The organism is Paenibacillus sp. FSL H7-0350 (assembly GCF_038593195.1).
GTDB lineage: Bacteria > Bacillota > Bacilli > Paenibacillales > Paenibacillaceae > Paenibacillus_AQ.
In genome coordinates this window covers 4,255,700-4,282,202 of record NZ_CP151972.1, presented here as the reverse complement: position 1 = coordinate 4,282,202, position 26,503 = coordinate 4,255,700, and the positions used below count along the sequence as shown (strand labels likewise).

Here is a 26,503-nt window from a genome sequence, read left to right as displayed (position 1 = left end):
GGTCTTATCACTTTTTATGTGACTTCATAATTGCTTTGTAGTCAAAAACTTGCCGCTTCAGCTAGCACGGTGAACCGTATCACAAGTAGAGGCAAGTTTTTTTGGGAAAAGATAGTTGAAGCCACAATTGGTTAGAAAATCTGTTTAGCTCCAGGAATAAGGTGCAGCAAAGCAGATATCAGGAAAAGAGGATGATGCTGAGAGTGGACGGAGGCCAGTAATATTGTGAAAGGCGATCATCTAGAACACAATGACAGCTCAGCCATTTACTTAAGGCCCCAACTGTGTGGAATTAAGAGCTCCAGTTAGGGTTAGGCCGATTGGCAGAATCGGAATGGCATAGGTAGCAGCCCTCCCTCCCACAATATCTGAGTTCGGGTAGGATGCGACTATGCCGATGTATTACAAGGATTTAGGACCATGCTTTCGACCACATTTCCCGGTGGCAGGCCGTTTCAAAACCAATTTTGGGATAAAAGTCGGGAGCGCCTCCGAAACAATAAGTAGCTCCTAATGCTTCCGTGCGCTTCATTAGCTCGGTTACGGCTACAGTTGCCAGCCCTAAACCGCGATATCGCGGATCTGTAGCAAGGGGTTCAAGATATGCAAAATCGTTCACACCATCCACCCACATTCCGGCAAAACAGGCGTACTCTCCATTGGGGGCTTTAATAATTGCGGTAAGGTCCTTTCTGAAATGAGGACCACTCTGCATGAGCAGCCTGGAATCAAGGTCATCGTCCGGTTCGTCTCCATGATCAAATCCCCGCCAGATGACATCGTTAATTTTACGTAGGTCATTTTCGTTTTCTAAAGTGATGAGTGTAAATCCCTCGGGTAAGGTGCGCTTGGAAAAACCTGAACTGAAATTGTAAACTCGGATCGGCTCACTGTATGTCTTGTGATATCCTTTTTGGACTAGTGATTTGATTAGTGGTTCTTCATAATCGTATACCCTAACATCGAGGCTGTATTGATCAGCTGATCTCTTGGATAGTTCTGTCTCTGCATATTCAAGCATTTCTTGTTTTAAAAAGTCGTATCCTTTTTTGGTTGAAAAGTAGCATTCGCCAATGTTCATTTCATAGCAAGCTACACCTACAATTTCATCATTCTCCTCCCATATGCCAAACCGGTGTGTTAGAGAATGGTTGAAATAGGGATGCGTATGCGCATATTCCCAAAAAGGTTGTGGGACATTACCTCCCAACTGATACTTCTTGAAGTTTAATCGCATGAACTGAGAGACTCTTTCGAAATCAGAAAGTAATCTATACCTTCTTAACGTGGTCTTCATGTTTTACCTCCGGGGTATAATAATAGATCATTTGTGCTGGAAGGATGAGCCTGAACAATTCTTTAGGATTGGAATAGGAAATAGTAATGTTCACTTTATAGGTCCCCTTTCACGTTTATACAAAATATGGTATCGAAAAAATCATTATAAATCTATGCAAAGAACATATTAAATAAAACTTGCCCCTTCAGCTATTGCGGTGAACCATATCATAAGTAGGGCGAAAGATAGTGGTACCACTCTTCCAAAACTAGCGAATCTAATCGCGTCAAGTCACCCACTTATTGGGTGAATATAGGGAATATTAAACGTTGCTTTCCTTCAAAAAGGATATTCCTTTTGTGGAGAGAACTAATAGCGACTGTTATATGTGTTTTAAAAGCAAGGAGGTTAGTTTCTTTGGCTGAGAATAAGTGAAATCAATGATACTTAGGAGTCCAAGGAAAGTATACTTATTGATTTTTTTGAAGAGTGTCTGATGCAAACATCGTTATATGCCACCAATCCTCGTCATTAATAATGTCCAGCTACCTGTTTAAGCAGCTTAATGAATGCGAAAGCGGCCTAAAGAAGTGTTTTTTTCGTAGTGTTGTTATTCGGTAATTCGATGCTTATGAGCAGGGTGATGCTGCTTCTGGGCCCCTTTCGACCTTAATAAAGCAGAAATAACGAAAAACAAACATTATTTTGCGTATTATGAATAACATAATGAATGATGCAACAGCCACATGAGTTGAATCCACCCCCCTCCTCCACTTTCCAAGTTAGTTAGAGATGCTGTACGTTGTTGTTATAAAGTATCAAAAGCTTTAATTATTAGTTTAGCAGAGAGGGGTACAAATGATGGAAGGGTCAGGATTTAGTCGAGGCAGGAAAAGAATTATACCGAGGGTAAGAGGTCTCTTGATGGCTGCAGCGATCATCGTTTCGTTACTGACATTTGGATCTTCTTCATTTGCCGGAGGAGATGAAGGGGGCCCCGCCCAAGAGGTCGTGACTTATAATACGAACGGCGGCTCAACGATTGCCCCTAGTTTTGTGTCACCCGGAGGTACGGTGTTTTTTCAACAAATTCCTGTGAAACAGTGCTACAGCTTCGAGGGCTGGTTCTACGACAGCGCGCTGACGCAAGCCTACAATACGTCAGATTTAATCAATAATGACCTTACGCTGTATGCAAAATGGGCGGCCTCAAGCGCAGGCGCGCAGTGCGGCGCAGTTACATTGACCTCTACGATCGGTACGGTAAGCGTTGGCGGGACGGAGAATGAGACTATCATTGTCGAGAGTGACGTCAAGCTAGCGGCGTTGAAGGCTGCGATTACACCGTCAGCGAATGCAACGTTCGAGATCTACGATGTAGACGGAATAACGAAAGCGAAGACGCTAGCGACGGGCATGAAGATCATCGTAACCGGGCAAAGCGGTACGAATAAGGTGACGTACACGATAACGGTCAGTTCTCCGAACTTAGCGTTAAATAAATCCGCGATGGCGGACAGTGCGTGCAACGCCTCGGAAACAGCGGCCAAAGCCGTGGACGGTAGCGTAACCGATAACGGCAAATGGTGCTCTTTATCCGGCAACCACTGGCTGCAGATCGATCTTGGCTCCGTTGAGCAAGTAAATCAATTTGTCATCAAGCACGCATCGGAAGGCGGAGAGCCAACCTCCCTTAACACGAAGGCGTATAATATTCAGGTCAGCGAAGATGGTGTTAAATGGAAAACTGCAGTCGACGTAGCCGATAATAAAAATAGTGTGACGGTAGACAATATCACTGCATTATCAGCAAGGTATATCAAGTTAAACGTTACGACGCCTACGCAAACTACAGATCCTGTAGCAAGAATATACGAGTTTCAGGTATTCGGACCGCCCAATTTGGCATTAAATAAACCCGCGACGGTTGACAGTACGTGCAATACTTCGCAAACTGCAGCCAAAGCCGTGGACGGTAGCGTAACCAATGACAGCAAATGGTGCTCCAAATCCAGTAACCGTTGGCTGCAGATCGATCTCGGCTCCGTGAAGCAAGTGAACCAATTCGTCATCAAGCACGCATCGGAAGGAGGAGAGGCCGCTTCCTACAACACCAAGGCTTATAATATCCAGGTTAGCACGGATGGTCTGAAGTGGAATGAGGTCGTAAACGTAACCAACAACGTAAGCGGCACTACGTTGGACAAAACAACTATTGTACCGGCTCGTTACATCAAGTTGAACGTTACGGTGCCCACGCAAACTACCAACCTTGCAGCAAGAATCTATGCATTCGAGGTATACGGACCTCCAAATGTGGCATTAAATAAACCTGTGATGGCTGATAGTATGTGCAACACCTCGCAAACCGCCTTCAAAGCCGTGGACGGTAGCGTAACCAATGACAGCAAATGGTGCTCCAAATCCAGTAACCGTTGGCTGCAGATCGATCTTGGCTCCGTGAAGCAAGTAAACCAATTTGTCATCAAGCATGCATCGGAAGGAGGAGAGACCGCCTCCTACAACACCAAGGCTTACAATATCCAAGTCAGCACCGATGGTACGAACTGGAACACAGTGGTCAACAGAACCAACAATACGAGCGGTGTTACCGTAGACATGATAACCGCAGTATCGGTTCGATATATTAAGCTGAACGTAACGACGCCTACACAGACCACAAACCCCGCAGCAAGGATTTATGAGTTTGAGGCCTACGGATCTGATTTTACGACATAACCCTTGCGACTGATGTAATAGTAAAGATTTATTGCCTCTGAGACTTTTAAGTTTAAGGGGCTTTTTGATTTTTGATTAGAGACACGACGCCCCGCTGGGATCGCACGGGTTCCGAGCATGGTAATTGTCATGCAGGAATACATGGTGTCGGTAAAATACTAAGATACCTTTCGATTTCACCCTACAGATGTTACGCCGAACTGTATCATACATGAGGGCAAGTTTTTTGCTGACTTTTTCGTGCAGAAATTGCAAGGTATTCATTTTTTATTTCCGATAAAATTACCTTGAAGGGAGGGAATACGATGGATTGGTTGGACAGGATGAATAGTGCCATGGAATATATCGAAACAAATCTAGTGGACACTATTTCATTAGATGAAATAGCACAGAGAGCCTGCTGCTTCACCTATCTTTTTTAAAGAATGTTTCCATTTATTACTGGCTTATCTTTATCGGAGTACATTCGACATCGAACGGTTGACATTGGCGGCATTCGAACTGCAGACAACAAATTTATCGCTTCCTTTTCTTACTTGCTTTGGCGAATACGCTTATTGCGTTTTTTCATCTGTAAAATCTGCCGAAGAGGCAATACGGGAACTCGGTCAGCGGTAAATGAAATGTAATTATTGTCTGCTAATTGAGGAAGGAGGATAAATTCATGTTTACCTATATAGGAAATGGGGCGTATTGTTATTCCAATTCCACTTCCATGCTTCTTGACACTGTCGGGGAAAGAATACCTGCGGAATCTATTGAAGTCTTGTCTGGCGTTGGACTTGGAGCGCTCTGGTTCAAAGAGGACAACATGGTATTCTTTTCGAACGGAGTTCCACATATCGGAGTAAGCAAGGCACTGGACATACTGGGATTCACCATTACCGAATATTCAAGCATAGATAGTTCAAATATTGAAGGAATACTTACAACTGCAATCAAACAACATCCAGTATTGCTAGGACCGTTGGATATGGGTTATTTAAGATATATGCCTAATCATAGTTATCTACATGGTTGCGATCATTATGTGCTGGCTTTTGGGGTAGAGAATGGAGTGGTTAGACTCCATGACCCTGCAGGATATCCTTATGCAATGCTTCCAATGGAAGACTTGATAAAAGCAAGTAAAACAAGTCATCTTCAATACCGATTGTATCCACATGATATGACCTATCATTACTGGTGTGCCCCCAAACGAGTTAAGCACCCGAATCATCAGGAAATATGCGTTGAGGCTATCCGGTATTTCAGACAAGTTTATAACGATATAGAAGAACAATGCTCGGAACGTAACTGGTTAATAGGAAGTGATGCCATAGCAGAGTTAAAGAGATATATTCTGGGTGGCGATATTAACCCTAGTTTGCTGGGTCATTTGACACATTTTGCGTTTCAGGTAGCGGCAAGACGTGCATTGAACTTTAGCGAATTCTTCCGAAGTGAGAATGGTGGTTTAGCCGAAATTAAGCTGTTGCAGTCAGAAGTGTATGGCAGGTGCCACTCGCTGGCGGTAAACGGTGATTGGCGTATGATAGGTGAAGCTTTAAGTCATTTAGCAGAGCTGGAAATTAAGTTTCAAGAAGCTATATTCATGTAATGTTCGGCGGTACTAAAATATCAGAGCCATCTTAAACATTCAGGGCTTGGCTGCGGACGATAATATGAGGGAGCTCGAAGAGACGCAGCATTTAACCAGGAGCTGTTTTTGTTTACGGAACCGTGAGCCGGACGGCGTCACGTACAGGCCAGCGAAAGAAATCCACTACACTCCCAAGTTGGGGAGCTTGTTAAACATGTCCCAAGCGAAATAGTCCTCAATCTGATCGAGGAGTGCCGCCGAAAGTGTTCTGGCGCTGCGCAGCATGTTAACGCTCTGCTGTGTTTTGATGATCCTCAAACTTAGAAGCCTCCTAAAAATGAAAATGAACCCATTAGAAGGGGTCAGGGTACTTGATTCAGAATATGGTATATGATTTTAATAGATTTTTTTCAAAATATTTAGCAGTGCCCGTTTCTTTTTCGCGGTAGCTTTCGTTATATATTGCGAAGAACGATTTGAAGGAGGATTACTTATGGCAGTCAACGTTAAAACTATGCGGTTGTCCAATTATTGGTTCGTGATCTGGAAGCTTCCGTGAGGTGGTACAAGGAGATGCTTGGCATTCCATTCACGTTTGAATATGCCCAGGCGACCAAGAGGCTTGGCTAAACGTCGGGGGTGTCGGTTTGGGACTTATTGGCTGCCCGGAGGTACCGAAGTTGGACTTCACGAACAGCCGGGGTCAGCTACAGCCGATTATCTCACTTCAGGTGGATAACATTCATGAAGCGTACGACCCGGATAGACATATGGGCAACTCGTGGGGCGGTTGGCCAAAGGAAGAAGGTTAGTGCTTGCAAGGCAGGATAAGAAGGGGTGTTCTAGTCATCTGAAGATGACAGAGGCCCCCCCCTTTGAATGGTTGCGAAGCATTTTCTCAAAGGTATCTTAAAAGGGGCTTTAAATTTGCCGTTACAGACAGCGCGGTGAACCATATCATAAGTGACGGCGAAAAGTTGGGTTGAAATTTCAATACTAATTCCATGAGAAGCGCCTAAGACCCAACTCATTATGGCATCAGTCACATATAACAATACGAGCCCCTAATTAAGAATAGTTCTCCACCATTTGATCTAAAAATTTACGAAAGTCTTCCACATAGGTTACGGGCTCCTCAACTTTTAGATGAGTACCGAAGCTTGCTAAAAGTTGAAATCCTATATGATTTTGAGGGACATACAGGGTTGCTAATAAAAGTCCGGAACCATGGTCCTCAATGCTTTTTCGACCGTACCTTTCGATGATTTGATCTTTTATGTTAGGTGATATCCATGCCTTAATCGTGACGAATTGCGGTAGATAACTTGATTCATGTCCTTGCTCCGACCAATCGTCTCTGGGCTGAAAAGCGCGTTCATTCATCGTAATATGATCGATCCTAGATAGCTTGAATGTTCGAGATCCCTGTCGATGCAAACAGAAGCCTTTTAAGTACCAACTCGATTCGCTGAAATGCAGCTCATACGGCTCGACCATTCTATTCGTTACAGCCCCGTCTTTATCTGTATAATCAAAGTAAACAAGCCTATTCTTTGAAATGGATTCTTGACAGGTCTTTAAGGTTTCAAGTATTTCGGACCGACCTTGCCAATCATAAAACGACAGTCGAATGGAACGATTCAGAGACAAGGGACTAACCATTGCCTCTATTTTTTTTATCGTTCTTTCAACGTCTTCAGTAAGGAGAAGTTGTTCCAATCCGCCCAGCGCGGTTAATATATTTTGTAAATCGGAGCTGCTTAATAGGCGTTTATCCACCTTGTATTCATCCATTAGGCCAAAGCCGCCTTTGACCCCGATGACAGAGTAGATCGGAATATTGCATAAGCTTAATGTTTCCATATCGCGCAGGATCGTTCTTTTGGAAACATGAAATAGCTGCGAGAATTCCCTTGAAGAAACAACCTTTTTTTTCAGCAATATCATGATAATCGAAATGAGTCTCTCCACTTTGTCCATAATGGCCCTCTTTTTTGTACATGATTTTAGAATGATGACAATAAGATGTCATCCTTTATCCATTATACTACATGTATCACAAGAAGGAGGTAATTACATTACATGTTTAATCCAACCGATTTTCCCAAGTCAACCCTTATTTCAGTCAACGGTGTGGAACTCGAAGTTTTTGAAGCAGGCCGGCAAAATGCCGGAAAACCCATTGTCCTCTGTCACGGCTGGCCAGAGCATGCCTTTTCTTGGCGCTATCAGATGGACGTCCTTGCCGAAGCGGGCTACCATGTCATCGTTCCAAACCAGCGGGGTTACGGCAACTCATCCCGTCCGACCGAAGTGACAGACTATGACATCGAACGCTTGTCGGGTGACCTTGTCGCTCTTCTCGATTACTACGGATACAAAGACGCCACCTTTGTCGGTCATGACTGGGGTGCATTCGTCGTTTGGGGACTGACCTTGTTGCATCCAAACCGCGTCAATAAAGTGATAAATCTGAGCTTGCCTTACCAAGAGCGCGGAGAAAAACCCTGGATCGAGTTCATGGAAGAAATACTTGGCGGCGATTTCTATTTCGTCCACTTCAATCGACAGCCAGGCGTCGCGGACGCCGTATTCGAAGACAATACATACAGGTTCCTTCGCAACCTGTATCGGAAGAACGAGCCTCTCAGAGCACCTGAACCAGGTATGGCGTTGATCAATCTCGCCAGAGCAGAAACACCGCTCGGTGAGCCCGTATTGAGCGAAAGCGAGCTGGCCGTTTACGTCTCCGCTTTTGAAACATCAGGGTTCACGGGCAGCATAAATTGGTACAGGAACCTTGACCGCAACTGGCGCTTATTGGCGGAGGCGAACCCCATCATCCAGCAGCCGACCCTCATGATCTACGGCGACCGGGATGTGGTTGCGAAGTCTGAAAACCTGACGAAGTTCGTGCCCAATGTGGAAGTGGTCAATCTGGACTGCGGTCATTGGATCCAGGAAGAAAAGCCGGAAGAAACAAACCAAGCGATTCTGAGATGGCTGAAACAGCAGGATGCCATCTAGCTGAGACTGCAAATTTGCAATTCCTTTTTTTATGCTACTAACGTGCGTTCTTATTTTGCATAGGGTATTCCACTATCGAGGAACGTTAGTTTAATTAAGCGAGATCTAAGAAAGGGCCACCCCACTAAGGATGGCCCTAAAACTTGCCGCTTCAGCTAGCGCGGTGAACCGTATCATAAATAACGGCAAGTTTTTACACACTGCATTTGCTGTTTTCTATTAAATAAAGAAACCCCGCTGTCACTAAGGCGAGTTCCCTGATTTCTAGGCCTGGATTATAGTGATTTCCTTTTCTATTTAAGAGTAGGCGTACAACCCGTATCGTTAAAATCCGGATCCTGTATAATTTCATGATAGTGATCTAATTTATATTCGACGATCTTCTGAACCTCCATTAATCTAGAGATTTCATTTTGGATCTTTTGCTTATGAATTTCTAGCATAGACATCTTTTCAGGAATGGCATCGGTACCGCGGCTTGAAAGCTCCCGATATCGCTTCATTTCTTCTATCGTCATACCCGTGGCCTTCAGTCTAGTTAAAAATAGGATACTTTGCACCTGTTCACTACTATAGACTCGATGCCCATTTTGTTTTCGATCCGCATAAGGCAGCAAGCCGATTTTCTCATAGTAGAAAAAACACCGCTTCGTTTGGTAAAGTAAGATTGTCGAGATTCACTAGAAGTATGATAGAAGTCGAACCGGATGGAAAAGACATAAAAGAAATTGTGTTTTGGTTACGCGGTGAACCGTAATATAAGTATGGCGAAATAAATCTGTGGCAGGCGCTGTCCCCAGGTACCGTCATCCCAATCAAACCTAAAGATCAAATTTATAAAGAAATAGCGGCGTAGGGATCACCTCCCTTACGCCGCTATTATTCTAGGTTAATTCATTGTATTCCAACAAATCGTTAACGACAGCTTGGAGCTGATTGCTGTTAGTTAAAGAAAACGGCGGGTTATATTCATATCTGTGATCATGGGCATACCCAATCCCTTCCAATACTTGGTCTAAATTGTTAGTGGTTACTCCCGTTATCCCTGCAACGGCAAATGTTGTTGCGTCAGGCTTAGGGGCATATCCAGGATCCCAAAAGTAATTACTGATCTCTGTCAACGCTAGTCCAGCACGAACTTCATTAACTATCGCTTGAATATCAGTTACGGTCCATGGAGATTTCGCGTCCGTGCTCAATGCATAATCAATATAGATTAAGTTCGATTGAGTGACACCTGTTACTCCAGCAATGTCAAATATGGATTCGTCAGGCGCATCGACATTTGGCTCTGGCTGGCCATAGTAAGCATTAATCGCTTCCAACGCAGCTTGTGGAGTCATTGGTGTTGGCGTCGGTAATGGTGTTGGTAATAGTGTTGGTAATGGTGTTGGTAATGGTGTTGGTGTTGGTGTTGGTGTTGGTGTTGGTGTTGGTGTTGGTGTTGGTGTTGGTGTTGGTGTTGGTGTTGGTGTTGGTGTTGGTGTTGGTGTTGGTGTTGGTGTTGGTGTTGGTGTTGGTGTTGGTGTTGGTGTTGGTGTTGGTGTTGGTGTTGGTGTTGGTGTTGGTGTTGGTGTTGGTGTTGGTGTTGGTGTTGGTGTTGGTGTTGGTGTTGGTGTTGGTGTTGGTGTTGGTATTGGTGCTGGTGCTGGTGTTGGTATTGGTATTGGTGCTGGTGCTGGTGCTGGTGTTACTGCTGGTAATGGGGTTGGGGTTGGTGCTGGTGTTGGTGTTGTTCCTGATGCTTCAGCTTTAGCTTTGTCTATAGCTTCTGTTGCTGCATAGGATCCGACTACAAGATCGGCGCGAGTAGCAAGCTTGGCTCCATCGTTGCCTAGATCAATGCCGCTCACTTTGGCAACATCTAAGTAACCCTGATACCATGGAGTCGTCGTTTGCACCTCAGATTTTTTACCAAACCCCTTAACTAGCATTGTAGCAAGCTGCCCAGTAGTTACGTTATCCTTTGGTGCAAATGTGGTGTCCGTCATGCCATTAATGATTCCAGCTTTTTTTGCCGCTTCAATAAACGGAATTGCCCAAGCCGAAGAAGCATCCGTATCGTTCACATCTTTAAAGGACGAATTGGCTCCCGGCTGGACGGTTAAGTCAAAAATTTTAGCTACAAGTTTAGCAGATTCCGCACGCGTCATGTTTCCCGTAATATCAAATTTGTCGGTGCCATTACCTTCTATGTATCCCTTGGCTAGCAATGCATCAATTTTGGCAAGAAGAGACGCATCCAGACCTGCCAAATCTGTGAAATCTTTAGAAGTCTTTGTAGGTGGCGAAGTATCCCCTGCTGCGGCAACTACACCTGGAATGAGTAAGCAAGCTAATAACGATAGAAGAATCGATTTTGAAACTTTCCTTTTCATAGAAAACCGCTCCTTAATTTATTTTTTTAAGTGTAAATCTGACTTAAGGCTTATATCGGCATTTAATTTAAATTTAAATAGATTTTCGATGAAAAATATTCTACGCCCCGGGGTTATTTAGCAGCTGGTGACTTTAAGGATAGTTGGGCATTCTCAACAGGAACCCTCAAAAATTCTTATCGATGCCGAATCTCGGTCTCAGAAATTTTGTGGCATAGGAACGGAAGAGCCATGGCCCTGATTTTTCGCCGATAGACTCGTTAAGCTGAACCGTATCGTAAGTAGTGGTAAAGCAGAGGATCGAATTGAGGGTGGAAGCTGCAATGCTCTATCTGCGGATAGGGGCGTAAATGCTCCACAGATGTGGAGTGCTGTGTGTTGCTTACGCGAATATAAGAAATACGTAGGAGATGAGGGTAAATATGATTAAAATAGATGGTCTTTACAAAATTACGAATGAAAAGATCACGCCTCCCCACTGTCCTAGCTTTTCGGGAATTGTTGCCGGCCAGTGCAAAGGAGATTTATGGGTTGATAATGCTGAATATCCCACTGTTGCAATTGCAAACTCTTATCCGGTTGGGGGATTTGCTTTTTTAGGTGAAATCAGATCCCAAGAGACATACAACACAATTTTAGCATTTGTTTATGAAGAATTATTCCCACTGCTAAAGTTGAGAAAGATAGACTGCTTTGAGTTTTCAATTGAAAGCGAGAATTTAAGAAAACATGTTTTGGAGATGTTTTCAACCGAATCTATACAAAGCGAAAAAGAGTTTCATTACAGAAAAAATGAGAGGTACCCTAAACAGATTAATCTGCCTGAACAATATTCCGTACATGAAGTTAATTCTGAATTATGGAATCTGATAAAAGAGAGGAAGATTGAAAATCAAGAAATGCTTACTGAACGAATACTAGGGTCTTGGGAGAGCATAGACGACTTTTTTAATAAGAGCCTAGCTTTTTGCATCATGTGTGTTGATAAAATTGTTGCTGTTATTGTTGGAACTGCCAGATTTAATCGTTATATTGCAATTGACATTGCAACAGAGGAAGAACACCGAAAAAAGAGTCTCGGGCAGATACTTACTCAAACGTTTGTTAATGAATGTATAGAAAGAGGGTTACTGCCCCAATGGTCATGTGTGGAGTCCAACCTTGCTTCTAGAAAACTTGTTGAAAAAGCGAATTTTAAATTTCTAAAGCAAAACGATGTGTATTGGTTTAATATATAGTCACTTGAAAAATGGAGATTTCCAAATGCATCACATGTGGAGTGCTGTGTGTCGCTCATAAGAGAATAGCATTTAAGAGCCGCATTTAGGAGACTTGTCTACACTTTGGACATGGAGAGGTGAACACGGTGATGGATAAGGAATTATTGAAGCAGGTAGGCGCCCGGATTCGTGCTCTGCGGAAAGAGCGGGGCCTGTCGCAGGAGGCGCTTGGGGAGATAGGCGGGTTTCATTTTTCATACATGGTTACTGCAGCAGAGCGTGATATTTAGGATATGGTAGGCATGCTCCGTGAGGCTAATGAGGAGAAGGTACGTGTGGCTAAGAATGTACTGAAGGAATTATTATAAAGAATCATTATGAAGCAAGCCTATCTATTCATAGTATAAACAACAGAGGCGGCCTTCCAGGCCGCCCTTTGTTTTCGCAGATAGACCCTTTAAGCGAAAGGGATTAAGGCTGCATAACCTTCACCATCTGCGCCTCGAATTCCGCGTAAGTGATTTTACCCAAAGCCAAATCCATGCTATGAAGGTAGATTTGTTCTGTTTTCGAATAGTCGCGCTCCACTTTCAGTGACTGCTCCTCGCCCGGGAGGGGCTCCAGGACATGACACTTGTTCGCAAAAGCTTCGAAATAGCGGTAGCCAAATTTGCGTTGCGAAACCGCGTTGATATGAATGCCATCAGGATTCGCGGTCAACTCTGCTGCCGTTACGAAATAACAATGTGGCTGTTCGTTAGCGAAGCGCAACAATTGTTCATTGATCTGTCTATACTCTGTCGCTTGCTGTCCAAAACCAGTCTTCCCAAGGAAATCGCCAAGTCCGCCAATGATGAGCAGCACCTCATCAAGATTCAATTCGTTTCTTAGGGTCTCGATGATAAGGGTTAATTTCTCGTAATACGTTTCATGCAGCGATTGATAACTGTCGCTCTCACCCTGGTGCCACAGAATCCCGCAGATTTGACTGGACCGCAAGGCGAAGCGGGCTTCGGACAAAGCATGCTGAAAAAGGATGCCCTCCGGATGCCAATCATTCAAAGAACTGCCACCTTCTGCACAGGGAATCAACCCAATTTCTTCGTCAGAATGGGCTTTCGACCAGGCATTGGCGAAAGACGCCGCCAGGCTTACTCCGGAGACCGGACGGTCATAATTAATCGGCTCTGTCATCATCTGCCACTGTCCATTACGCAGCATTTTTATTTTTTCATTATATATAGGGTCGACTTCATGCAAAAATCCACGGCCTGCCATATTAGATTGACCCAACATTAAAAATGATTTTATCATTTAATCTTCATTCCTTTACATAACTAATATAGGCTAATTGAGTCATTATATAGTCTGATTAGACTAAAATCAATTAATGATCATTATGCCTGGAATTAGAGATAAACCAAGAAGATTTCTTTACTATCGCGGAAGTGATACATGCGGTCATCCAATAAAGCTGAGAATTCCGTTGAAGGAAATTCAAAGGATTCTGCAGAGTGATGAGTCCAGGATCGCACTTGCTGTGTTCCAAGAAAAGATGTATGAACTATCCAGCGAAATGACGGCATTGTCTGTCATTCACAATGTACTGCAAAACTTGGTAGATCAACTAAAGCTCCATGCCGAAGTGAAGCTGAACCCGGGAGTCTGGAAGGATAAAACTCTGCTACAGATCGTTGAAGCCCTTCCTTTATCCAAAAGTAATCTCAAGGAGGACCTATCCATGAACGATTTGATCAAGGCAGATCAACATTTATCCACGCTTAAGGATGTACGGATTGTTTACCTTCCGCCTTCACCAGTGGCTTCGATCCAAGTAATTGGAAAATCACCGGAGTATGAAACGGGGATGGAGTTGCAAAAGTTTATGATGTATGTATAGTTCAAAGGAAGAGCATTTGAATTACATCAACCAGTATCATTTAAGCAATGAGGAAATCGATAAGGTGGTACAATTGGATTTACTACTTCCGATAAAGTCAAAGTTGAACCGGTAAATGATACAAGGCCATCCCGTAAAGGATGGCCTTAAAACTTTTGAAGAGAAACGGCCAGTTGATTGGATCCGTGAGTCTTTCAAAATTCCATGGGCCGGAACTTGCCATTCCAACCGTTACGAACCGTATCATAAGTAGGGGGAACAGTTTGACGTGAAGTCCTTGCTGGCAGTGGAACGAGAGGGTGTTCAGCTACCAGAAGCTTGCTTCATTTAGTTTGATCGGGATGCCGAATTCCATTTCGCACTGTCCATCCGGATGGTGAAGGGAGTTGGGGAAGTAAATCTCTAGGGCCGGACGTGAAACGTCCCATATATACGGGCTTAGGGGAAGCCACTCGATGGAGACCAGGTGCAGCAGATCTTTCACCGTATCCGGTCTGTCGGTCATCCGCACAATGGCGTATTTGCCTCCAGGAATCGTCCGGATGCCCAGATCGCCAGTCGGCGTCATCCGTTGCTCCGTTGTAATGCAAGCGTCATACCTGTGTCTGCCGTCCGGCGTGATGAAAGGGTCGTCGAGGATGAGTCCGACCGTCATACTTCCTTTTTTTAGTGCTTCTCTCGCGTCCAACCACGAGGCTACCCGCTCAAATAGCCCCGTAATGTCCGAATTGATTTTTCCTTCATTGATGGTTCCCCTATACCGGGCGTAGATAGCAGTCATTGGAGCAAGGTTCCGAATCTCAATCGGGAGTTCCGCCAGCTTGCGGGACAGTTCGGTGGACTTTTCAAAGGTGAACCGGGCCCTGAACCGTTTCGCAATCGTCTGGAGAGGAAACCTGTCCCGGCATTCGGAAGCACTCAGGCCGGTATGCTCGCGGAACACTCTGCAAAAGTGGGCCGGGGTTTGCATACCACAATCCAAGGCGATATCAGTTATGCTCCGGTTTGGGTGGAACAACAGTAGCTTGATTGCCTTCTCGATGCGGATCCGCCGGGTAAACCCGTGCACGTTCTCACCCATCACCGCTTTGAACACCCGATGGAAGTGAAAGGGGGAGAAGGCGCCCACGTCCGACACTTCTTTAAGGGTTAATGGATCCGTAAGATGCTCCTCCATGTAGTTGACGACATGGTTGACCCGGTACCGGTATTCCAATTCCAAGGCTTTGGCTGTCACCATCCGTTTCACCGCCCTCCCTTATTTCCATTATTGATTAAATCCGATCTCTATTATAGCAAGAATTGTTAATCGGGTAGCAAGAAATTGGAAGACGATCCACGCCCATTACACTACCATAAGGGAAGATAGAAGAATAACCTTAAAGGGTGTGTTCATGTATGACCGAAATATTCCGTTATGCCAAGCTAGCCATGTTGGCAGGGGCAGCTTGCCTGATCCTTACCACGTCCGCTTGCTCTCCGGAAAAGTCCTTAGCCCCTGCGTTGTCCCCCGGCAACTCCAAGGTGATCAACTTGCCAAACGGGGAGTGGCCGATCGGCACTCCAGAGCAGGTTGAGATGGATCCCAAGGAAGTCGAAGCAGTGATGCAATATGTCAAGGAATCGCCGGTTCTCTCCATGCTAGTTGTTAAGGACGGCACAATTGTCTCCGAGTATTACAAGGATGGCATGTCGGATACCAAGCTGGCTATAAACTCGATCACCAAGAGCGTGACATCGCTCTTGATCGGGATAGCTATCGACAAAGGTTATCTGAAAGGAATAAATGAGCCGATAGAGCCATTTTTCCCCGAATATAAGGAGTTGTTCGATTCACCCGATAAGAGATCCATTACATTAGAGCACTTGCTCAGCATGACAAGTGGCTTACATTTCCCGGAATGGACTGATTGGAATTATATGATCCAGCCTATGACGGAGACCAAGGACTGGAACCAATTTGTACTCAGCCAACCGATGGATTCTAGGCCAGGTGAAATATGGAATTACAATACAGGCGGTTCCCAATTAATGGCGGCGATTCTCAGGAAAACGACGGGGCAATCCGAACTCGATTTTGCCAAGGAGCATCTGTTGGGTCCTCTCGGAATTGATAGCATGAAGTGGCCCCGTTCACCGGACGATTCGAATTCAGGGGGCTTCGGCCTGAAGATGAAGCCAAGGGATCTGGCCAAGATTGGCCAATTGGTGCTTAACCGTGGCGTATGGGATGGCAAGCGCATCGTCTCGGAAGCATGGATCCGGGAATCGACCTCTCGGCATTCGGAGGGAAATGTGTTTTTCGGCGAATATGGCCACCATTGGTGGATGAATCAGTACGGCGGGCACGAGGCAGTTTTTGGTATGGGTTATGCCGGCCAATATCTGACCATCGTACCCGACCTGGATCTAGTGATCGTCGTGAACTCGGCTGCCACCGGGAATCCCCGGGATACCACCCTTCCTATTCAGTTTATCGAGAGTTTGGTTAAAGCGGTGAAGAACAAATAGAGGACATAGTCCTAGCCTGCCGCTGTTTTATTGAGACTCCAATCAACGTTGACATTTGAATTTATACCACAATTAAAGGGCACCCACACGAATACTCTTTAATTTCGCAATTATGACCCAAGTGTTTGATAATGAAGCATCACGATCTGACCCATTCTCTCGGAATGGGTTAAAGTTAGATTCTCTGGCACTGTTCCGGCAGGGAATAAGGGAATGCCTTCTCCCAGAATGGTGGGAATAAGCGCAATTTGGAGCTCATCCAGCAATTGAAGCTTCAGGACGCTCTGGACAAGCAATCCACCGCCTACAATCCAGACCTTGCCTTCTGAGGTTTGTTGTAACCGGGGGATAAGCCGGTCAATGGATTCGCCTGTAAAAACAACATGTGGCGCAGGAGATTGCCCGGAACGCGTAAGGACAAAAGCCGGTTTATCTGCATAGGGGAATTCATCGGCTAGCTTCAGCACCTCTTCATAAGTATTCCGCCCCATCACTACGCTTCCCACAGTTCCATAGAATTCACTATACCCGTTATCCCCTCCATTCCCTTCGATCTCATACAACCAATCGACAGAGCCATCGGGCCTTGCGATGTAACCATCCAGACTCATAGCGATGTATAGCACAACTTTATGTTTTGACATTGTTATCGCTCCCTTCTAGATTCAATGATACACTTGAACTATGACAAAATATGACGTAGTTAGGTGAAGCCATTGATTAATCGAAGACTGGAAATTATGCGGACATTGGATTCAAGGACCAAATTTACGGCCCGCCAGCTGGCGGAACGATTCGGAGTATCGCTAAGGACGATCCAACGCGATCTGGATTATCTGCAGCAGATGGGGGTTCCTCTGTATTCGGAGGTAGGCATACACGGGGGGTACCGGGTGCTGCCGAACCGGATTTTGCCACCCCTTCAATTAACACAGCACGAGGCGTTGGGATTGTTCCTGATGATTGAATATTTGGAGCATATTCCGGATTTTCCCTATGGAATCATCCGGGCTCAACTGGCAGATCAATATTATTCCGGATTGCCGGATGATGTGCGGGATCTGATTAGGCGTTCGAAGCAGCATCTTGCCGTTCTTCAGCACTCTTCGATACGCCCAGCGCCGTTAACGACCCAGGTGTTAGGTGCAGCCGTGGAGAAGAGAGAGATTTCATTTGCTTATCATTCCCGCAGCGGCAAGAAGAATGTGCAGGTCTATCCGCTCGGGATCTATTATGAACAAGGGTATTGGTATATGCCCGCCAGCAAGCAGGGTGAGATTCGCCTGTATCGGGTCGATCGGATGGAGAAGCTGGAGGAAGGGCCTCACCGAATAGAGGAGTCACTTCCAACGCTCGCAGCATGGATGAAGGCCGGGGAGACCAGGGATAGCACCGAGGTCAAATTACATTTTACAGATATGGGCGTAAGGCTGGCGGAGTCGGACTGGGTATTCGCTTCAGTTCTGGACAGGGAATGGCGGGGCCTTATTCCTGTGGAAGAGTTCCCGTTCACGGCGCAGAAGCTGCTTGCATACGGACCGGAAGTGAAGGTGGTCTCTCCAAGGGAGTTGCAGGAATGTGTCAGAGAGTTGCTGGAGAAGACTATAAGTCAGTATTCATAACATACTCAATATCCATTTTCTTGGGGTGTTGACGTTTTTTTGTATGATAAAGTTGACATGGTGTATGGTTTGGTATACATTATGTTTAGTGAACTATACTAAAGGCGGTGTCATACATGACTTATCAGGAAAAGAAGAGCATCGTATCGCTAATCAGCACCCTGCTCATTTTTACAGTGTATTTGCTGTACAGGTACCCGCAGTATCCAAATGAAGTGTTGGATTCAAAAGTAACCTTCCATTACTGGGGTTCCTTCATTCTTGTATTGACCTTGGTTTCCATCGCGGCACATATCGTGATCAGCATTGTTTTTAACATCATCTTCCGCATGACGACAGGTGAAAAGGAACCTGCATTCGCGGACGAACTGGATAAGCGCATTGACTTGTTGGCCTTCCGAAATTCATTTGCTATGTTTGTCAGTGGCTTCCTATTGGCTATGGGCTCATTGGTTATAGACCAGCCTTTGAAGGTAATGTTCATCGTCCTAATCGCCGCTGGATTTCTGTCAGACGTAACCGGTTCAATATCGAGACTGTATTACTACAGGAGAGGAGTCTAAGATGGGCAAAGTTCTTGTTGGCAATTACATCAGAAAATTACGATTCGATCTTAATGAAATGACCCAGCAGCAGCTGGCCGACAAGGCAGGTGTAACCAGACAAACGATCGTAGCTCTCGAAAAAGGAAATTACTCTCCTTCACTGGAGTTGGCCTTTCGTATAGCCCGCACCTTTAACTTGCCGCTCGAAGAGGTATTCTTTTACGGGGGAAATTCAGAGGAGCCAAGTGGGAAATAGATAGGGGGTAAAGGATGAGAGCAATGGTATATGCCAAATACGGTTCGCCTGATGTGCTTCACCTGAAGGAGCTAGAGAAACCTGCACCGAAGGATAACGAAGTACTTGTCAGAATCAATGCGGCAACGGTAACAGCGGGGGACTGGCGTATGCGAAAGGCCGCCCCGTTCCTTGCAAGATTGTACAATGGTCTCTTAAGGCCCAAAAAGGTAACGATATTGGGGTTTGAGTTAGCCGGGGAAGTTGAAGCCGCAGGCAAAAATGTAACACGCTTTAAGATTGGCGATCAAATATTTGCGTCTTGTGGTTTCGGCTTCGGTGCATATGCCGAGTACAAATGTCTGCCTGAAGATGGACTGGTGGTCATGAAGCCGGTCAATGTGAGCTATGAGCAGGCTGCTGCTGTTCCCGTCGGGGGGCTCACCGCGCTGAACTTTCTAAGGAAGGGGAACATCGCGAGCGGAATGAAGGTGCTTATTTATGGAGCCTCTGGAAGTGTGGGAACTTATGCGGTCCAGCTTGCCAAATATTATGGGGCAGATGTAACAGGGGTATGCAGTACTGCTAATCTTGAGCTGGTAAGATCTATAGGAGCCGATCGGGTCATAGATTATACGAAACAGAAGTTTATGGCGCATGAAGAAAGCTATGATCTGATCTTTGATGCCGTTGGGCAAACGATATCGAAAATCAAAAAATCGGCATTCAAAAAAGCCCTGCGTACGAACGGGACGTATGTGAGTGTGGATATGTCACACAAGCCTCGCGTTGAAGATCTTATCTTCCTCCAAGAGCAGCTTGAGGCCGGTACCCTTAAGCCTGTTATTGATAGATGCTATTCGCTGGAACAAATTCCGGATGCCCATCGTTATGTCGAACAAAAACATAAGAAGGGGAATGTCGTCATTACTGTAAGTTCCCTATCCTAAGAAACAGCTCAAAGGGAGTGTGAGAACACTCCCTTTGAGCTGTTATGGTATGTTATCCGAATGTCAAATTTAAAGCGCTTACTATTATAGTTTTATATAAAATGTATTTATTAACATTATTCGACAAAATTCACCTTACTTTTACGTGGTAGCTATGATATATTCTGGGTGAATATGGATAGTAAAGAAGTGAATGGGGAAGGAGAATGCGTATGGAGGCGCTTGTGTGGACATCGAATCATAAGCTGGAGCTCTGCGAATGGGAAGAGCCGAGAATTGCAGCACCGGATGAAGTCAAGATCCGGATTGAGATGACGGGTGTATGTGGAACAGATTTAGCAGTCATCACGGGGAAAGAGGAGGGGGTTCCAGGCGTTATTCGCGGTCATGAGGCTGTGGGGACCGTAATTGAAACCGGCAGCAACGTTGACCGCGTTAAGGTAGGCGACCGCGTGGTTATTGATCCGAATCAAAGCTGCGAGAAATGTTATTTTTGCTTGAAGAAACAGCCGCACCTCTGTACGGGCACCGATGGAAATGGGATGCCTATTGCAGGTTTGAATCGAAATGGGACATTCACTTTTTTTTACTCTACTGTACAAACGTTTGCACACCTGCTTCCTGACCATATGAGCTGGGAAACAGGGGTTTTGATCGAGCCTCTTGCCTGTGTGCTGCACAATTTCAAAGAGGCTAATGTCACTGCAGAAGATAAGGTGCTCATTCTTGGATCGGGTCCGATGGGATTGTTAAGTCAAATTGTGAGTAAATCCAAGGCGGCGCTTACCGTTGCGACGGAGATTAATCCTTACCGGCTGGCTTTTGCCAGAGAAATCTCAGATTATGCTCTGACACCTTCCCAATTACATGAAGCTACTGTAGACGAGATCTGCTCGGGACATAAGTTTGATGTGATTATCGACACGGTAGGCACTCAGCTCGAAATGGCGGAGCAATGGATTGAGCGTGGAGGCCGCATCGTTCCTTTTGGTATTAATGCGAATTACCGGTACACCTTTTCTCCTACCAAATTCGTACAGCATGCCATCAAAATTATCGCAGCAGGCGAATACCGCTACATGTTCGAGGAAGCTATACGGTTTGCTGCTGAGACACCTGAACTGGAGAAACTGGTGACTAGAAAAGTTAAGCTCAATCAGCACGAAGCAGCAATCAACGAGTTGATCGGCTATGAATTGAATTCTTTGAAGGTGGTTGAGAGTGATACCGTGAAGACGGTTTTTGTTCCCTAAATGTGGAGCTGTAATTAGCGAGGGGTGGATCTATTCATGGGCAAAGAAGGCAAATTTAGACTTGTTCAGGATTACTTGTCTATGCACAAGGCCAGAGAGGTAGAGCCAATTTGGATACCTGCAGTGTGGAATGAGTGCAGCTATAAGCCTATTCTCTTCGAAAAAGACGGTGAAATATGTGTGCATCCGTACGATTTTTTGACAGAGCATTTGAGGTATGTAGACAAGCTTTCCTGGAGGTATTTGCTCAAGGAACGCACGAATTTAGACGAAAGCACGATCTATTCTGCGTTAATTCGTTATTCGACGGCCTGGGATTACAACCATGACGGAACAGTCGAATCGGGCACTTTTCTAAGATTCCTTATTCTTCTGCCGCTGTTAAAGAAAATGGGCGTCAATATTCTGTATATGCTTCCAGTAAACCAGTACAGCAAGTTAAATCTGAAGGGGGATATCGGGTCACCTTACGCTGTGCAATCGTTATTCCACTTGGACCAGAATCTGCATGACAGCTTGTTGGACGGTATGGAAGAGTTCACCATCCACGATGAGCTTAGCGCTTTGGTAGAAGCTTGTCATTTGCTTGATATCAAGACGGTTGTCGATTTCATTCCTCGTGTAACGGCGAGAAACAGTGCATTCATTACTGAGCATCCCGAATGGGTGTACTGGATCAAGCTTGAGGAATTAGAAGGCTTTGCGCCGCCGCCGATTCCTGAGCTTGGATTCTTTGAGGAATGTACGCCTGACCACTTGGAGACGGTCTACCACAGCCAGGAGACCGCAGCATTCCTGCGGAAGTTCTCACCGCCGCCCCATGAACTTCATCCCAGCCTTTGGCAGCAATTGAAGGAAAGAGCTGCTAATCATGGAGACGAGCTATTAACTTTGGTGGAGCAAGAGATGGGAATAACAACCTCTCCGGCGCATTCGGATTGGATTAATGATGTGCAGCCGATTTGGACAGACATTACGTTCTTGCGCCTCTATAAAGATTTCTCTCCGCAAGTGAGACATCTTATCAGCCCGACTCAGGCGCCATATGTCCTTTTTGATACGATTAAATGCAATGACTACCCGGGAGAGGAGCCGAATTGGGAGTTATGGGACGTTCTGGAGCAGGCAGTACGCTTTAATCTCGAAAAGTATGGGATTGACGGCTTTCGCATCGACATCGGACATGTGCTTCCTATTCCGTTGTTGACTCGTATTTTTGACACGGTTAAAGAGATGAATCCGAATGCGCTTCTGATCAGTGAAGACTTGTTCAACCGCAATCACAGGAAGGCAGCGAACACGGGCTACAACATTATGCTTGGAAGCGGATGGAACGTGATGACGGAGATTACTAAGGAGAACCTGGTTTCATTCTTAGAGGAACTGCCTGAGTTGAATATTCATGTGTTTGCTTGTGCAGAAACGGCAGATACTCCCCGGATCACGAGCCGTGGCGGTGTCGGGGTTGCCCGGATGATCGCAGTATTTAATCAATTTCTTCCGAACGCAATTCCTTACGTGACAACAGGCTATGAAATGAATGAGGAGCAGCCCCTCAACTGTGGTCTTGGTGACAACACGAACGGTGAGGAGATTTCCCGCGCTTTTTTTAATGTCATGCAAATTAATTGGACTAATCCTGCACCCATGCTGCCGCTGCTGGCGGAGCTAAGTGAATTTAAGGAAGCTTGGCACCACCTCGTGAAGCCGGAGAACTTTTTCGTGGCTCAATCCCCGGAAGGTACTGCTATATACGGGTATATGCAAGGGGATGAGATGATACTGTGCTGCTTTAACTTGAGTGCCGATGCTTTCTGCCAAGTCGATTTAAACGTGGCCGTACCCGGCCGATGCCCATTGACCGTAGCACTGGATAGCTCTTTAACGGGTAGCAGCGTAGGTCAGGCGTTCGACTTCTTGCAGCTTGCGCCTAATCAGGCTCTAGTGCTCATAAACAATTTTTAGAAAAGGGAGAGAGGCTGCGAATGGAAAAGAACAACAAGGAAATCGTGCTATGGCATGAGTTTGACGGTCCGGGAGATACCTCGATTGAAGTGCTGGAGGGGATTTGCAAGCTGTATACAGAGCGCTTCAGCGTACAAATTACGCCACAAGTGATGAACATTACGGATCTGACTGCGCGCTTGAACCGAATCAAACATACCCGCCAAGGTCCGTATCTGGCGATGGTTCCTGCCGATATGTCCTCCTATGTCGACAATGGTCTTTACTCCGAGGTTCCGGGCGGGTTGTTTGAGGATGTGCTGACTGAGGAGGCCCTTTCCACGATGCAAATGGAGGGTGTCCAGTATGGTATCCCGGTCTTGCGGGGCAATCATCTGGTTCTATATTACAATCCGGAGATTTACCCCAGTGCACCGGCGACATGGGACGTGTTTGAAGAGGCAGCAGAGAGGTTAACCGCCCAAGGAATCGTACCCATTGGGGCGGATCTACAACAGGGCTATTGGTTTATTCCGTTCCTTACAGCTTTCGGTGGCTGGCCTGTACAGAATGGAAAGCCGAATATCGTCAGCCCTGAGATGAAGCAAGCGCTTGAGTTCATCCGCGACAAGATGGATCAGGGCGTACTCGTCAGTCTCGACGGTTCTACAGGACTGCTAGAGCAGTTCATTGACGGTAAGATCGGCGCTATTATTTGTGGGGAGTGGATCTACAACCATCTGGACAAGCATATGAACGACAGGCTTGAGGTTTGCCAGCTTCCAGTCATAGAAGGCCAGCAATCGCTATCTATGTCTTCTTCCATCGGCCTGATCTACCCGAATTTTTCGTTAACCACGGAGGAGCGGGAAGATATTTTGTCATTCACGCGTTTTATGCTGAGTGACGAATGCCAAACCCTGTGGACGCAGGGCGTGCAGCGAATTCCGGCTCAGGAGCAGGTGCTACACCGCCTAAGTGCCTCTGCTGCACCTAATAAAAGAATGATTTTGTCGCTTTTAGACCACACACGGCCGATGCCGACTTACCCCTTCATGATCCATGTCTGGGAGGCGCTCAATGCGGGTCTGATCGAGTTGCCTTTAAGCAATCCCGAACAAGCCTTGAAAAAAATGGAACAGACCCTCCAAGCATCCTGGGGCGCATTAAAAAATTAATCAGATAAGGGGAAAAGAGAAATGAAAACAACGATATTCAGCCAAATTTCAATCGACGGAAAGCTCACGATGGGAGCCGGGAATTCGAGTAAAGAGCTTTTTTCTTTATTTTCCAGTGAGGATATGGAATTCATCCATCTGTTCCGGGGGAATGTGCAGGGCATTATGGTTGGTAAAAATACAATCCTGACCGACAATCCATTTCTTACGAATCGGTATGAGGAGAACAAAAATCCAATCCGTATCATACCGACGACTACCCTGGATATTCCGATGGACTGCAATGTGCTTTCGGATCAGGGAAAGACGATTATTGTCACGACCGAGAAAGGACGGCATGAAGGTAAGATCAAGCAGATCCGGGAAAGAGGGAAGGAGTGCCTCATCTGCGGCAAGGATACCGTTGATTTTGTGGAGCTTGAACGTCAGTTAGAGGAACACTACGGGATCACCAGCCTGATGGTCGAAGGTGGCGGATTTTTGAACTGGCATATGTTCAACCAGGATATCGTCGATGAAATTATTCTGATGCAGCTCCCGATCATCATAGGCGGCTCCACGAACATTACATTAGTGGATGGAGACGGGTATCAGCAATTGAGCTTTGCTAAGAAGTTCAAGGTTGTAGAAATTCAGCCAAACGATAATTACACACTCATGCGCTACAAAAAGGTGATATGACCTCACACTAAGTCATAGACTGCAATGGCTATGGGTTAATGGAAAAATATAGAATATGGGGGTTGTGTACGAATCATGTCAGAGAACAAAGAGTTCTATAAAAGTGTGTATAAAATCGCTGTGCCCGTTACGCTTCAAAGCTTGCTGATGGCGCTGCTCAATTTGACGGATCAATTGATGATCGGGCAGCTTGGAGATGTGGCCATTGCCTCGGTGGGGATATCCACCAAAATATATGGGATCATCGCGGTTGTCTTAGCCGGTTTATCGACGGGTGTATCCATTTATGCTGCCCAGTTTTGGGGGAACAAGGATTCCAAAAGTGTCTCCCAAGTGCTGGGTCTCGGGCTGATCGCCGGTTTCACGTTTTCTTTCCTGTTCTCTGCGGCTGTCTTCATGGATTCGCCGCTCTTTTTGAGCCTGTTCACTACAGACGTGAATGTAATAGATAAGGGGTACATTTTCCTTCAGGTCATGTCGATCGGCTTTGTGCCTGTTATGCTCACGATGATGTATTCCGCGATTTTGCGCAGTACGGGCCATGCCAAATGGCCGATGTATGTAAGTTTAATCTCAGTGGGTTTGAATATTATACTGAATTACGTGCTTATATACGGCCATTTCGGCGCTCCTGCGCTTGGTCTGAAGGGCGCGGCCATTGCTACCCTTATTTCCAGGGTCTTAGAATGCTTGTTGATCATTGGTGCCGTGTACCGATATCGTTTACCGGGAGCTGTCGGGTTAAAGAACTTGTTCATCATTCCTAAACCGCTCATTCGCAAGTTTTTTGGAACGACCTATCCGCTACTATTGACTGAATTGATCTGGGTATTGGGTGAAACGGTATATGCGATCATATATAGCCGTATGGGGTCAACGGAAATGACTGCGATGACTATTACCTTCCCACTGCAGGGTCTTTGCATCGGCTTATTATCGGGACTGGCCAGTGCAGCAGGAGTAATGGTTGGTAACCGTTTGGGTGCGGACGAAACTGAACTTGCACTCGATCACGCGAAAAGGTTCATTCGCCTTGGCATCATTATCTCTCTGATTGTCGGGGTTATTATTGCGGCAGGTTCGAAGCTGTATGTCTCTGCATTCAATATCTCCGAGGATGCTAAACAAATGAGCATGTATATCGTTATCGTGTTTGCTGGATTTCTTTGGGTCAAGGTGTCAAATATGATTATAGCTGGCGGAATTCTAAATAGCGGGGGAGATAGTAAGTTCGTGTTCACCTTGGAATCGACCACAACGTGGCTAATAGGTGTCCCATCCGGGCTGCTGCTGTCCTATATCTGGAACCAGCCTGTCTACCTTGTGTATCTCGTCATCTCCCTGGAGGAGGTTGTCCGCTTTGGCTTCGGATACGCCCGGATTTACTCCCGCAAGTGGATAAGAAATCTAGTTCATGATGTGGCTGAAAAGGCCATGTAACAGACGACACTGCAATGCG

27 protein-coding genes and 1 pseudogene are annotated in these 26,503 nt (G+C 45.7%); 20 read left to right on the top strand and 8 right to left on the bottom strand.

Going from position 1 to position 26,503, the window contains the following annotated elements:
• Positions 1-412 precede the first annotated feature (412 nt).
• Complete coding sequence (locus NYE24_RS19620; protein ID WP_036699735.1) at positions 413-1,297, bottom strand: GNAT family N-acetyltransferase; 885 nt, start codon at positions 1,295-1,297, stop codon at positions 413-415.
• Between the two features lie 840 nt (positions 1,298-2,137).
• On the opposite strand from NYE24_RS19620, the gene NYE24_RS19615 reads away from it, so the two are divergent.
• The 3 genes and pseudogenes from NYE24_RS19615 (at position 2,138) to NYE24_RS19605 (ending at position 5,618) form a co-directional block, all read left to right on the top strand.
• The gene (locus NYE24_RS19615) at positions 2,138-4,018 is read left to right on the top strand and encodes a discoidin domain-containing protein (RefSeq protein WP_342476476.1); all 1,881 of its coding nucleotides are present in this window, start codon (positions 2,138-2,140) and stop codon (positions 4,016-4,018) included.
• Between the two features lie 305 nt (positions 4,019-4,323).
• Positions 4,324-4,534 (top strand): annotated as a pseudogene (locus NYE24_RS19610) (AraC family transcriptional regulator); the annotation flags it as partial.
• Between the two features lie 148 nt (positions 4,535-4,682).
• Positions 4,683-5,618: a hypothetical protein gene (locus tag NYE24_RS19605; protein ID WP_342476475.1), complete on the top strand. Its 936-nt coding sequence runs from the start codon at positions 4,683-4,685 to the stop codon at positions 5,616-5,618.
• A 165-nt stretch (positions 5,619-5,783) separates the two neighbouring features.
• On the opposite strand, the gene NYE24_RS19600 is transcribed toward NYE24_RS19605, so the two are convergent.
• Complete coding sequence (locus NYE24_RS19600; RefSeq protein WP_268748820.1) at positions 5,784-5,918, bottom strand: hypothetical protein; 135 nt, start codon at positions 5,916-5,918, stop codon at positions 5,784-5,786.
• A 237-nt stretch (positions 5,919-6,155) separates the two neighbouring features.
• Here NYE24_RS19600 and NYE24_RS19595 point away from each other — a divergent pair, with 237 nt between their 5' ends.
• Together NYE24_RS19595 and NYE24_RS19590 are read left to right on the top strand one after the other, a co-directional pair.
• Entirely contained in the window at positions 6,156-6,230 is a 75-nt protein-coding gene (locus tag NYE24_RS19595; RefSeq protein ID WP_342479268.1) for a hypothetical protein, read from the top strand.
• A gap of 50 nt (positions 6,231-6,280) precedes the next feature.
• Positions 6,281-6,412 carry a hypothetical protein gene (locus NYE24_RS19590; RefSeq protein ID WP_342476474.1) on the top strand — a complete coding sequence of 44 codons (132 nt, stop codon included), beginning with the start codon at positions 6,281-6,283 and terminating at the stop codon, positions 6,410-6,412.
• A 256-nt stretch (positions 6,413-6,668) separates the two neighbouring features.
• Here the strand turns inward: NYE24_RS19590 and NYE24_RS19585 are convergent, their stop codons facing one another.
• Positions 6,669-7,580: a YafY family protein gene (locus NYE24_RS19585; RefSeq protein ID WP_342476473.1), complete on the bottom strand. Its 912-nt coding sequence runs from the start codon at positions 7,578-7,580 to the stop codon at positions 6,669-6,671.
• Positions 7,581-7,682: 102 nt separating this feature from the next.
• Here NYE24_RS19585 and NYE24_RS19580 point away from each other — a divergent pair, with 102 nt between their 5' ends.
• On the top strand, positions 7,683-8,627 hold the full coding sequence (locus tag NYE24_RS19580; RefSeq protein ID WP_342476472.1) for an alpha/beta hydrolase: 945 nt from the start codon (positions 7,683-7,685) through the stop codon (positions 8,625-8,627).
• 293 nt (positions 8,628-8,920) lie between these two features.
• Here NYE24_RS19580 and NYE24_RS19575 read toward each other — a convergent pair whose 3' ends face one another.
• The gene (locus NYE24_RS19575) at positions 8,921-9,250 is read right to left on the bottom strand and encodes a MerR family transcriptional regulator (protein WP_342479267.1); all 330 of its coding nucleotides are present in this window, start codon (positions 9,248-9,250) and stop codon (positions 8,921-8,923) included.
• A gap of 261 nt (positions 9,251-9,511) precedes the next feature.
• The gene (locus NYE24_RS19570; protein WP_342476471.1) at positions 9,512-10,561 is read right to left on the bottom strand and encodes a hypothetical protein; all 1,050 of its coding nucleotides are present in this window, start codon (positions 10,559-10,561) and stop codon (positions 9,512-9,514) included.
• A gap of 55 nt (positions 10,562-10,616) precedes the next feature.
• On the opposite strand from NYE24_RS19570, the gene NYE24_RS19565 reads away from it, so the two are divergent.
• The 3 genes from NYE24_RS19565 to NYE24_RS19555 all read left to right on the top strand — a co-directional run bounded on the left by NYE24_RS19565 (position 10,617) and on the right by NYE24_RS19555 (position 12,515).
• Positions 10,617-11,126 (top strand): hypothetical protein, encoded by a 510-nt coding sequence (locus NYE24_RS19565; RefSeq protein WP_342476470.1) that lies wholly within the window; start codon positions 10,617-10,619, stop codon positions 11,124-11,126.
• A gap of 301 nt (positions 11,127-11,427) precedes the next feature.
• Positions 11,428-12,243 carry a GNAT family N-acetyltransferase gene (locus NYE24_RS19560; RefSeq protein WP_036695812.1) on the top strand — a complete coding sequence of 272 codons (816 nt, stop codon included), beginning with the start codon at positions 11,428-11,430 and terminating at the stop codon, positions 12,241-12,243.
• Between the two features lie 131 nt (positions 12,244-12,374).
• Positions 12,375-12,515: a helix-turn-helix transcriptional regulator gene (locus NYE24_RS19555; protein WP_342476469.1), complete on the top strand. Its 141-nt coding sequence runs from the start codon at positions 12,375-12,377 to the stop codon at positions 12,513-12,515.
• Between the two features lie 181 nt (positions 12,516-12,696).
• On the opposite strand, the gene NYE24_RS19550 is transcribed toward NYE24_RS19555, so the two are convergent.
• A complete protein-coding gene (locus NYE24_RS19550) occupies positions 12,697-13,539 on the bottom strand; it encodes a sialate O-acetylesterase (protein WP_342476468.1) in 843 nt (280 codons plus the stop codon).
• An 85-nt stretch (positions 13,540-13,624) separates the two neighbouring features.
• On the opposite strand from NYE24_RS19550, the gene NYE24_RS19545 reads away from it, so the two are divergent.
• Positions 13,625-14,125, top strand: a complete 501-nt coding sequence (locus NYE24_RS19545; protein ID WP_342476467.1) for a hypothetical protein — start codon at positions 13,625-13,627, stop codon at positions 14,123-14,125.
• A 307-nt stretch (positions 14,126-14,432) separates the two neighbouring features.
• On the opposite strand, the gene NYE24_RS19540 is transcribed toward NYE24_RS19545, so the two are convergent.
• The gene (locus NYE24_RS19540) at positions 14,433-15,365 is read right to left on the bottom strand and encodes an AraC family transcriptional regulator (protein ID WP_076156131.1); all 933 of its coding nucleotides are present in this window, start codon (positions 15,363-15,365) and stop codon (positions 14,433-14,435) included.
• Positions 15,366-15,523: 158 nt separating this feature from the next.
• Between NYE24_RS19540 and NYE24_RS19535 the strand changes: the two genes are divergently transcribed.
• Positions 15,524-16,636, top strand: coding sequence for a serine hydrolase (locus NYE24_RS19535; RefSeq protein WP_342476466.1), 1,113 nt, complete (start codon positions 15,524-15,526; stop codon positions 16,634-16,636).
• 110 nt (positions 16,637-16,746) lie between these two features.
• On the opposite strand, the gene NYE24_RS19530 is transcribed toward NYE24_RS19535, so the two are convergent.
• Entirely contained in the window at positions 16,747-17,280 is a 534-nt protein-coding gene (locus tag NYE24_RS19530) for a dihydrofolate reductase family protein (protein WP_342476465.1), read from the bottom strand.
• Between the two features lie 63 nt (positions 17,281-17,343).
• Here NYE24_RS19530 and NYE24_RS19525 point away from each other — a divergent pair, with 63 nt between their 5' ends.
• The 9 genes from NYE24_RS19525 (at position 17,344) to NYE24_RS19485 (ending at position 26,484) form a co-directional block, all read left to right on the top strand.
• Entirely contained in the window at positions 17,344-18,258 is a 915-nt protein-coding gene (locus tag NYE24_RS19525) for a YafY family protein (RefSeq protein WP_342476464.1), read from the top strand.
• A gap of 116 nt (positions 18,259-18,374) precedes the next feature.
• Positions 18,375-18,821 carry a hypothetical protein gene (locus NYE24_RS19520; protein ID WP_173134510.1) on the top strand — a complete coding sequence of 149 codons (447 nt, stop codon included), beginning with the start codon at positions 18,375-18,377 and terminating at the stop codon, positions 18,819-18,821.
• 1 nt (position 18,822) lies between these two features.
• Positions 18,823-19,059: a helix-turn-helix transcriptional regulator gene (locus NYE24_RS19515; RefSeq protein ID WP_036695797.1), complete on the top strand. Its 237-nt coding sequence runs from the start codon at positions 18,823-18,825 to the stop codon at positions 19,057-19,059.
• A gap of 14 nt (positions 19,060-19,073) precedes the next feature.
• Positions 19,074-19,988 carry an NAD(P)-dependent alcohol dehydrogenase gene (locus tag NYE24_RS19510; RefSeq protein ID WP_342476463.1) on the top strand — a complete coding sequence of 305 codons (915 nt, stop codon included), beginning with the start codon at positions 19,074-19,076 and terminating at the stop codon, positions 19,986-19,988.
• 212 nt (positions 19,989-20,200) lie between these two features.
• A complete protein-coding gene (locus NYE24_RS19505; protein WP_342476462.1) occupies positions 20,201-21,241 on the top strand; it encodes an alcohol dehydrogenase catalytic domain-containing protein in 1,041 nt (346 codons plus the stop codon).
• A gap of 36 nt (positions 21,242-21,277) precedes the next feature.
• The gene (locus NYE24_RS19500) at positions 21,278-23,206 is read left to right on the top strand and encodes an alpha-amylase (RefSeq protein ID WP_342476461.1); all 1,929 of its coding nucleotides are present in this window, start codon (positions 21,278-21,280) and stop codon (positions 23,204-23,206) included.
• A gap of 20 nt (positions 23,207-23,226) precedes the next feature.
• A complete protein-coding gene (locus tag NYE24_RS19495) occupies positions 23,227-24,363 on the top strand; it encodes an extracellular solute-binding protein (protein ID WP_036695791.1) in 1,137 nt (378 codons plus the stop codon).
• Positions 24,364-24,384: 21 nt separating this feature from the next.
• Entirely contained in the window at positions 24,385-25,044 is a 660-nt protein-coding gene (locus NYE24_RS19490; RefSeq protein WP_342476460.1) for a dihydrofolate reductase family protein, read from the top strand.
• 75 nt (positions 25,045-25,119) lie between these two features.
• A complete protein-coding gene (locus tag NYE24_RS19485; protein ID WP_342476459.1) occupies positions 25,120-26,484 on the top strand; it encodes an MATE family efflux transporter in 1,365 nt (454 codons plus the stop codon).
• Positions 26,485-26,503: the final 19 nt, after the last annotated feature.

Coding starts and splice junctions, on each gene's coding strand:
- NYE24_RS19620 (WP_036699735.1), bottom strand. CDS start 1,297: ATGAAGACCACGTTAAGAAGGTATAGATTACTTTCTGATTTCGAAAGA.
- NYE24_RS19615 (WP_342476476.1), top strand. CDS start 2,138: ATGATGGAAGGGTCAGGATTTAGTCGAGGCAGGAAAAGAATTATACCG.
- NYE24_RS19605 (WP_342476475.1), top strand. CDS start 4,683: ATGTTTACCTATATAGGAAATGGGGCGTATTGTTATTCCAATTCCACT.
- NYE24_RS19585 (WP_342476473.1), bottom strand. CDS start 7,580: ATGGACAAAGTGGAGAGACTCATTTCGATTATCATGATATTGCTGAAA.
- NYE24_RS19580 (WP_342476472.1), top strand. CDS start 7,683: ATGTTTAATCCAACCGATTTTCCCAAGTCAACCCTTATTTCAGTCAAC.
- NYE24_RS19570 (WP_342476471.1), bottom strand. CDS start 10,561: ATGCTAGTTAAGGGGTTTGGTAAAAAATCTGAGGTGCAAACGACGACT.
- NYE24_RS19565 (WP_342476470.1), top strand. CDS start 10,617: ATGCCATTAATGATTCCAGCTTTTTTTGCCGCTTCAATAAACGGAATT.
- NYE24_RS19560 (WP_036695812.1), top strand. CDS start 11,428: ATGATTAAAATAGATGGTCTTTACAAAATTACGAATGAAAAGATCACG.
- NYE24_RS19555 (WP_342476469.1), top strand. CDS start 12,375: ATGGATAAGGAATTATTGAAGCAGGTAGGCGCCCGGATTCGTGCTCTG.
- NYE24_RS19550 (WP_342476468.1), bottom strand. CDS start 13,539: ATGATAAAATCATTTTTAATGTTGGGTCAATCTAATATGGCAGGCCGT.
- NYE24_RS19545 (WP_342476467.1), top strand. CDS start 13,625: ATGCCTGGAATTAGAGATAAACCAAGAAGATTTCTTTACTATCGCGGA.
- NYE24_RS19540 (WP_076156131.1), bottom strand. CDS start 15,365: ATGGTGACAGCCAAAGCCTTGGAATTGGAATACCGGTACCGGGTCAAC.
- NYE24_RS19535 (WP_342476466.1), top strand. CDS start 15,524: ATGACCGAAATATTCCGTTATGCCAAGCTAGCCATGTTGGCAGGGGCA.
- NYE24_RS19530 (WP_342476465.1), bottom strand. CDS start 17,280: ATGTCAAAACATAAAGTTGTGCTATACATCGCTATGAGTCTGGATGGT.
- NYE24_RS19520 (WP_173134510.1), top strand. CDS start 18,375: ATGACTTATCAGGAAAAGAAGAGCATCGTATCGCTAATCAGCACCCTG.
- NYE24_RS19515 (WP_036695797.1), top strand. CDS start 18,823: ATGGGCAAAGTTCTTGTTGGCAATTACATCAGAAAATTACGATTCGAT.
- NYE24_RS19510 (WP_342476463.1), top strand. CDS start 19,074: ATGAGAGCAATGGTATATGCCAAATACGGTTCGCCTGATGTGCTTCAC.
- NYE24_RS19505 (WP_342476462.1), top strand. CDS start 20,201: ATGGAGGCGCTTGTGTGGACATCGAATCATAAGCTGGAGCTCTGCGAA.
- NYE24_RS19500 (WP_342476461.1), top strand. CDS start 21,278: ATGGGCAAAGAAGGCAAATTTAGACTTGTTCAGGATTACTTGTCTATG.
- NYE24_RS19495 (WP_036695791.1), top strand. CDS start 23,227: ATGGAAAAGAACAACAAGGAAATCGTGCTATGGCATGAGTTTGACGGT.
- NYE24_RS19490 (WP_342476460.1), top strand. CDS start 24,385: ATGAAAACAACGATATTCAGCCAAATTTCAATCGACGGAAAGCTCACG.
- NYE24_RS19485 (WP_342476459.1), top strand. CDS start 25,120: ATGTCAGAGAACAAAGAGTTCTATAAAAGTGTGTATAAAATCGCTGTG.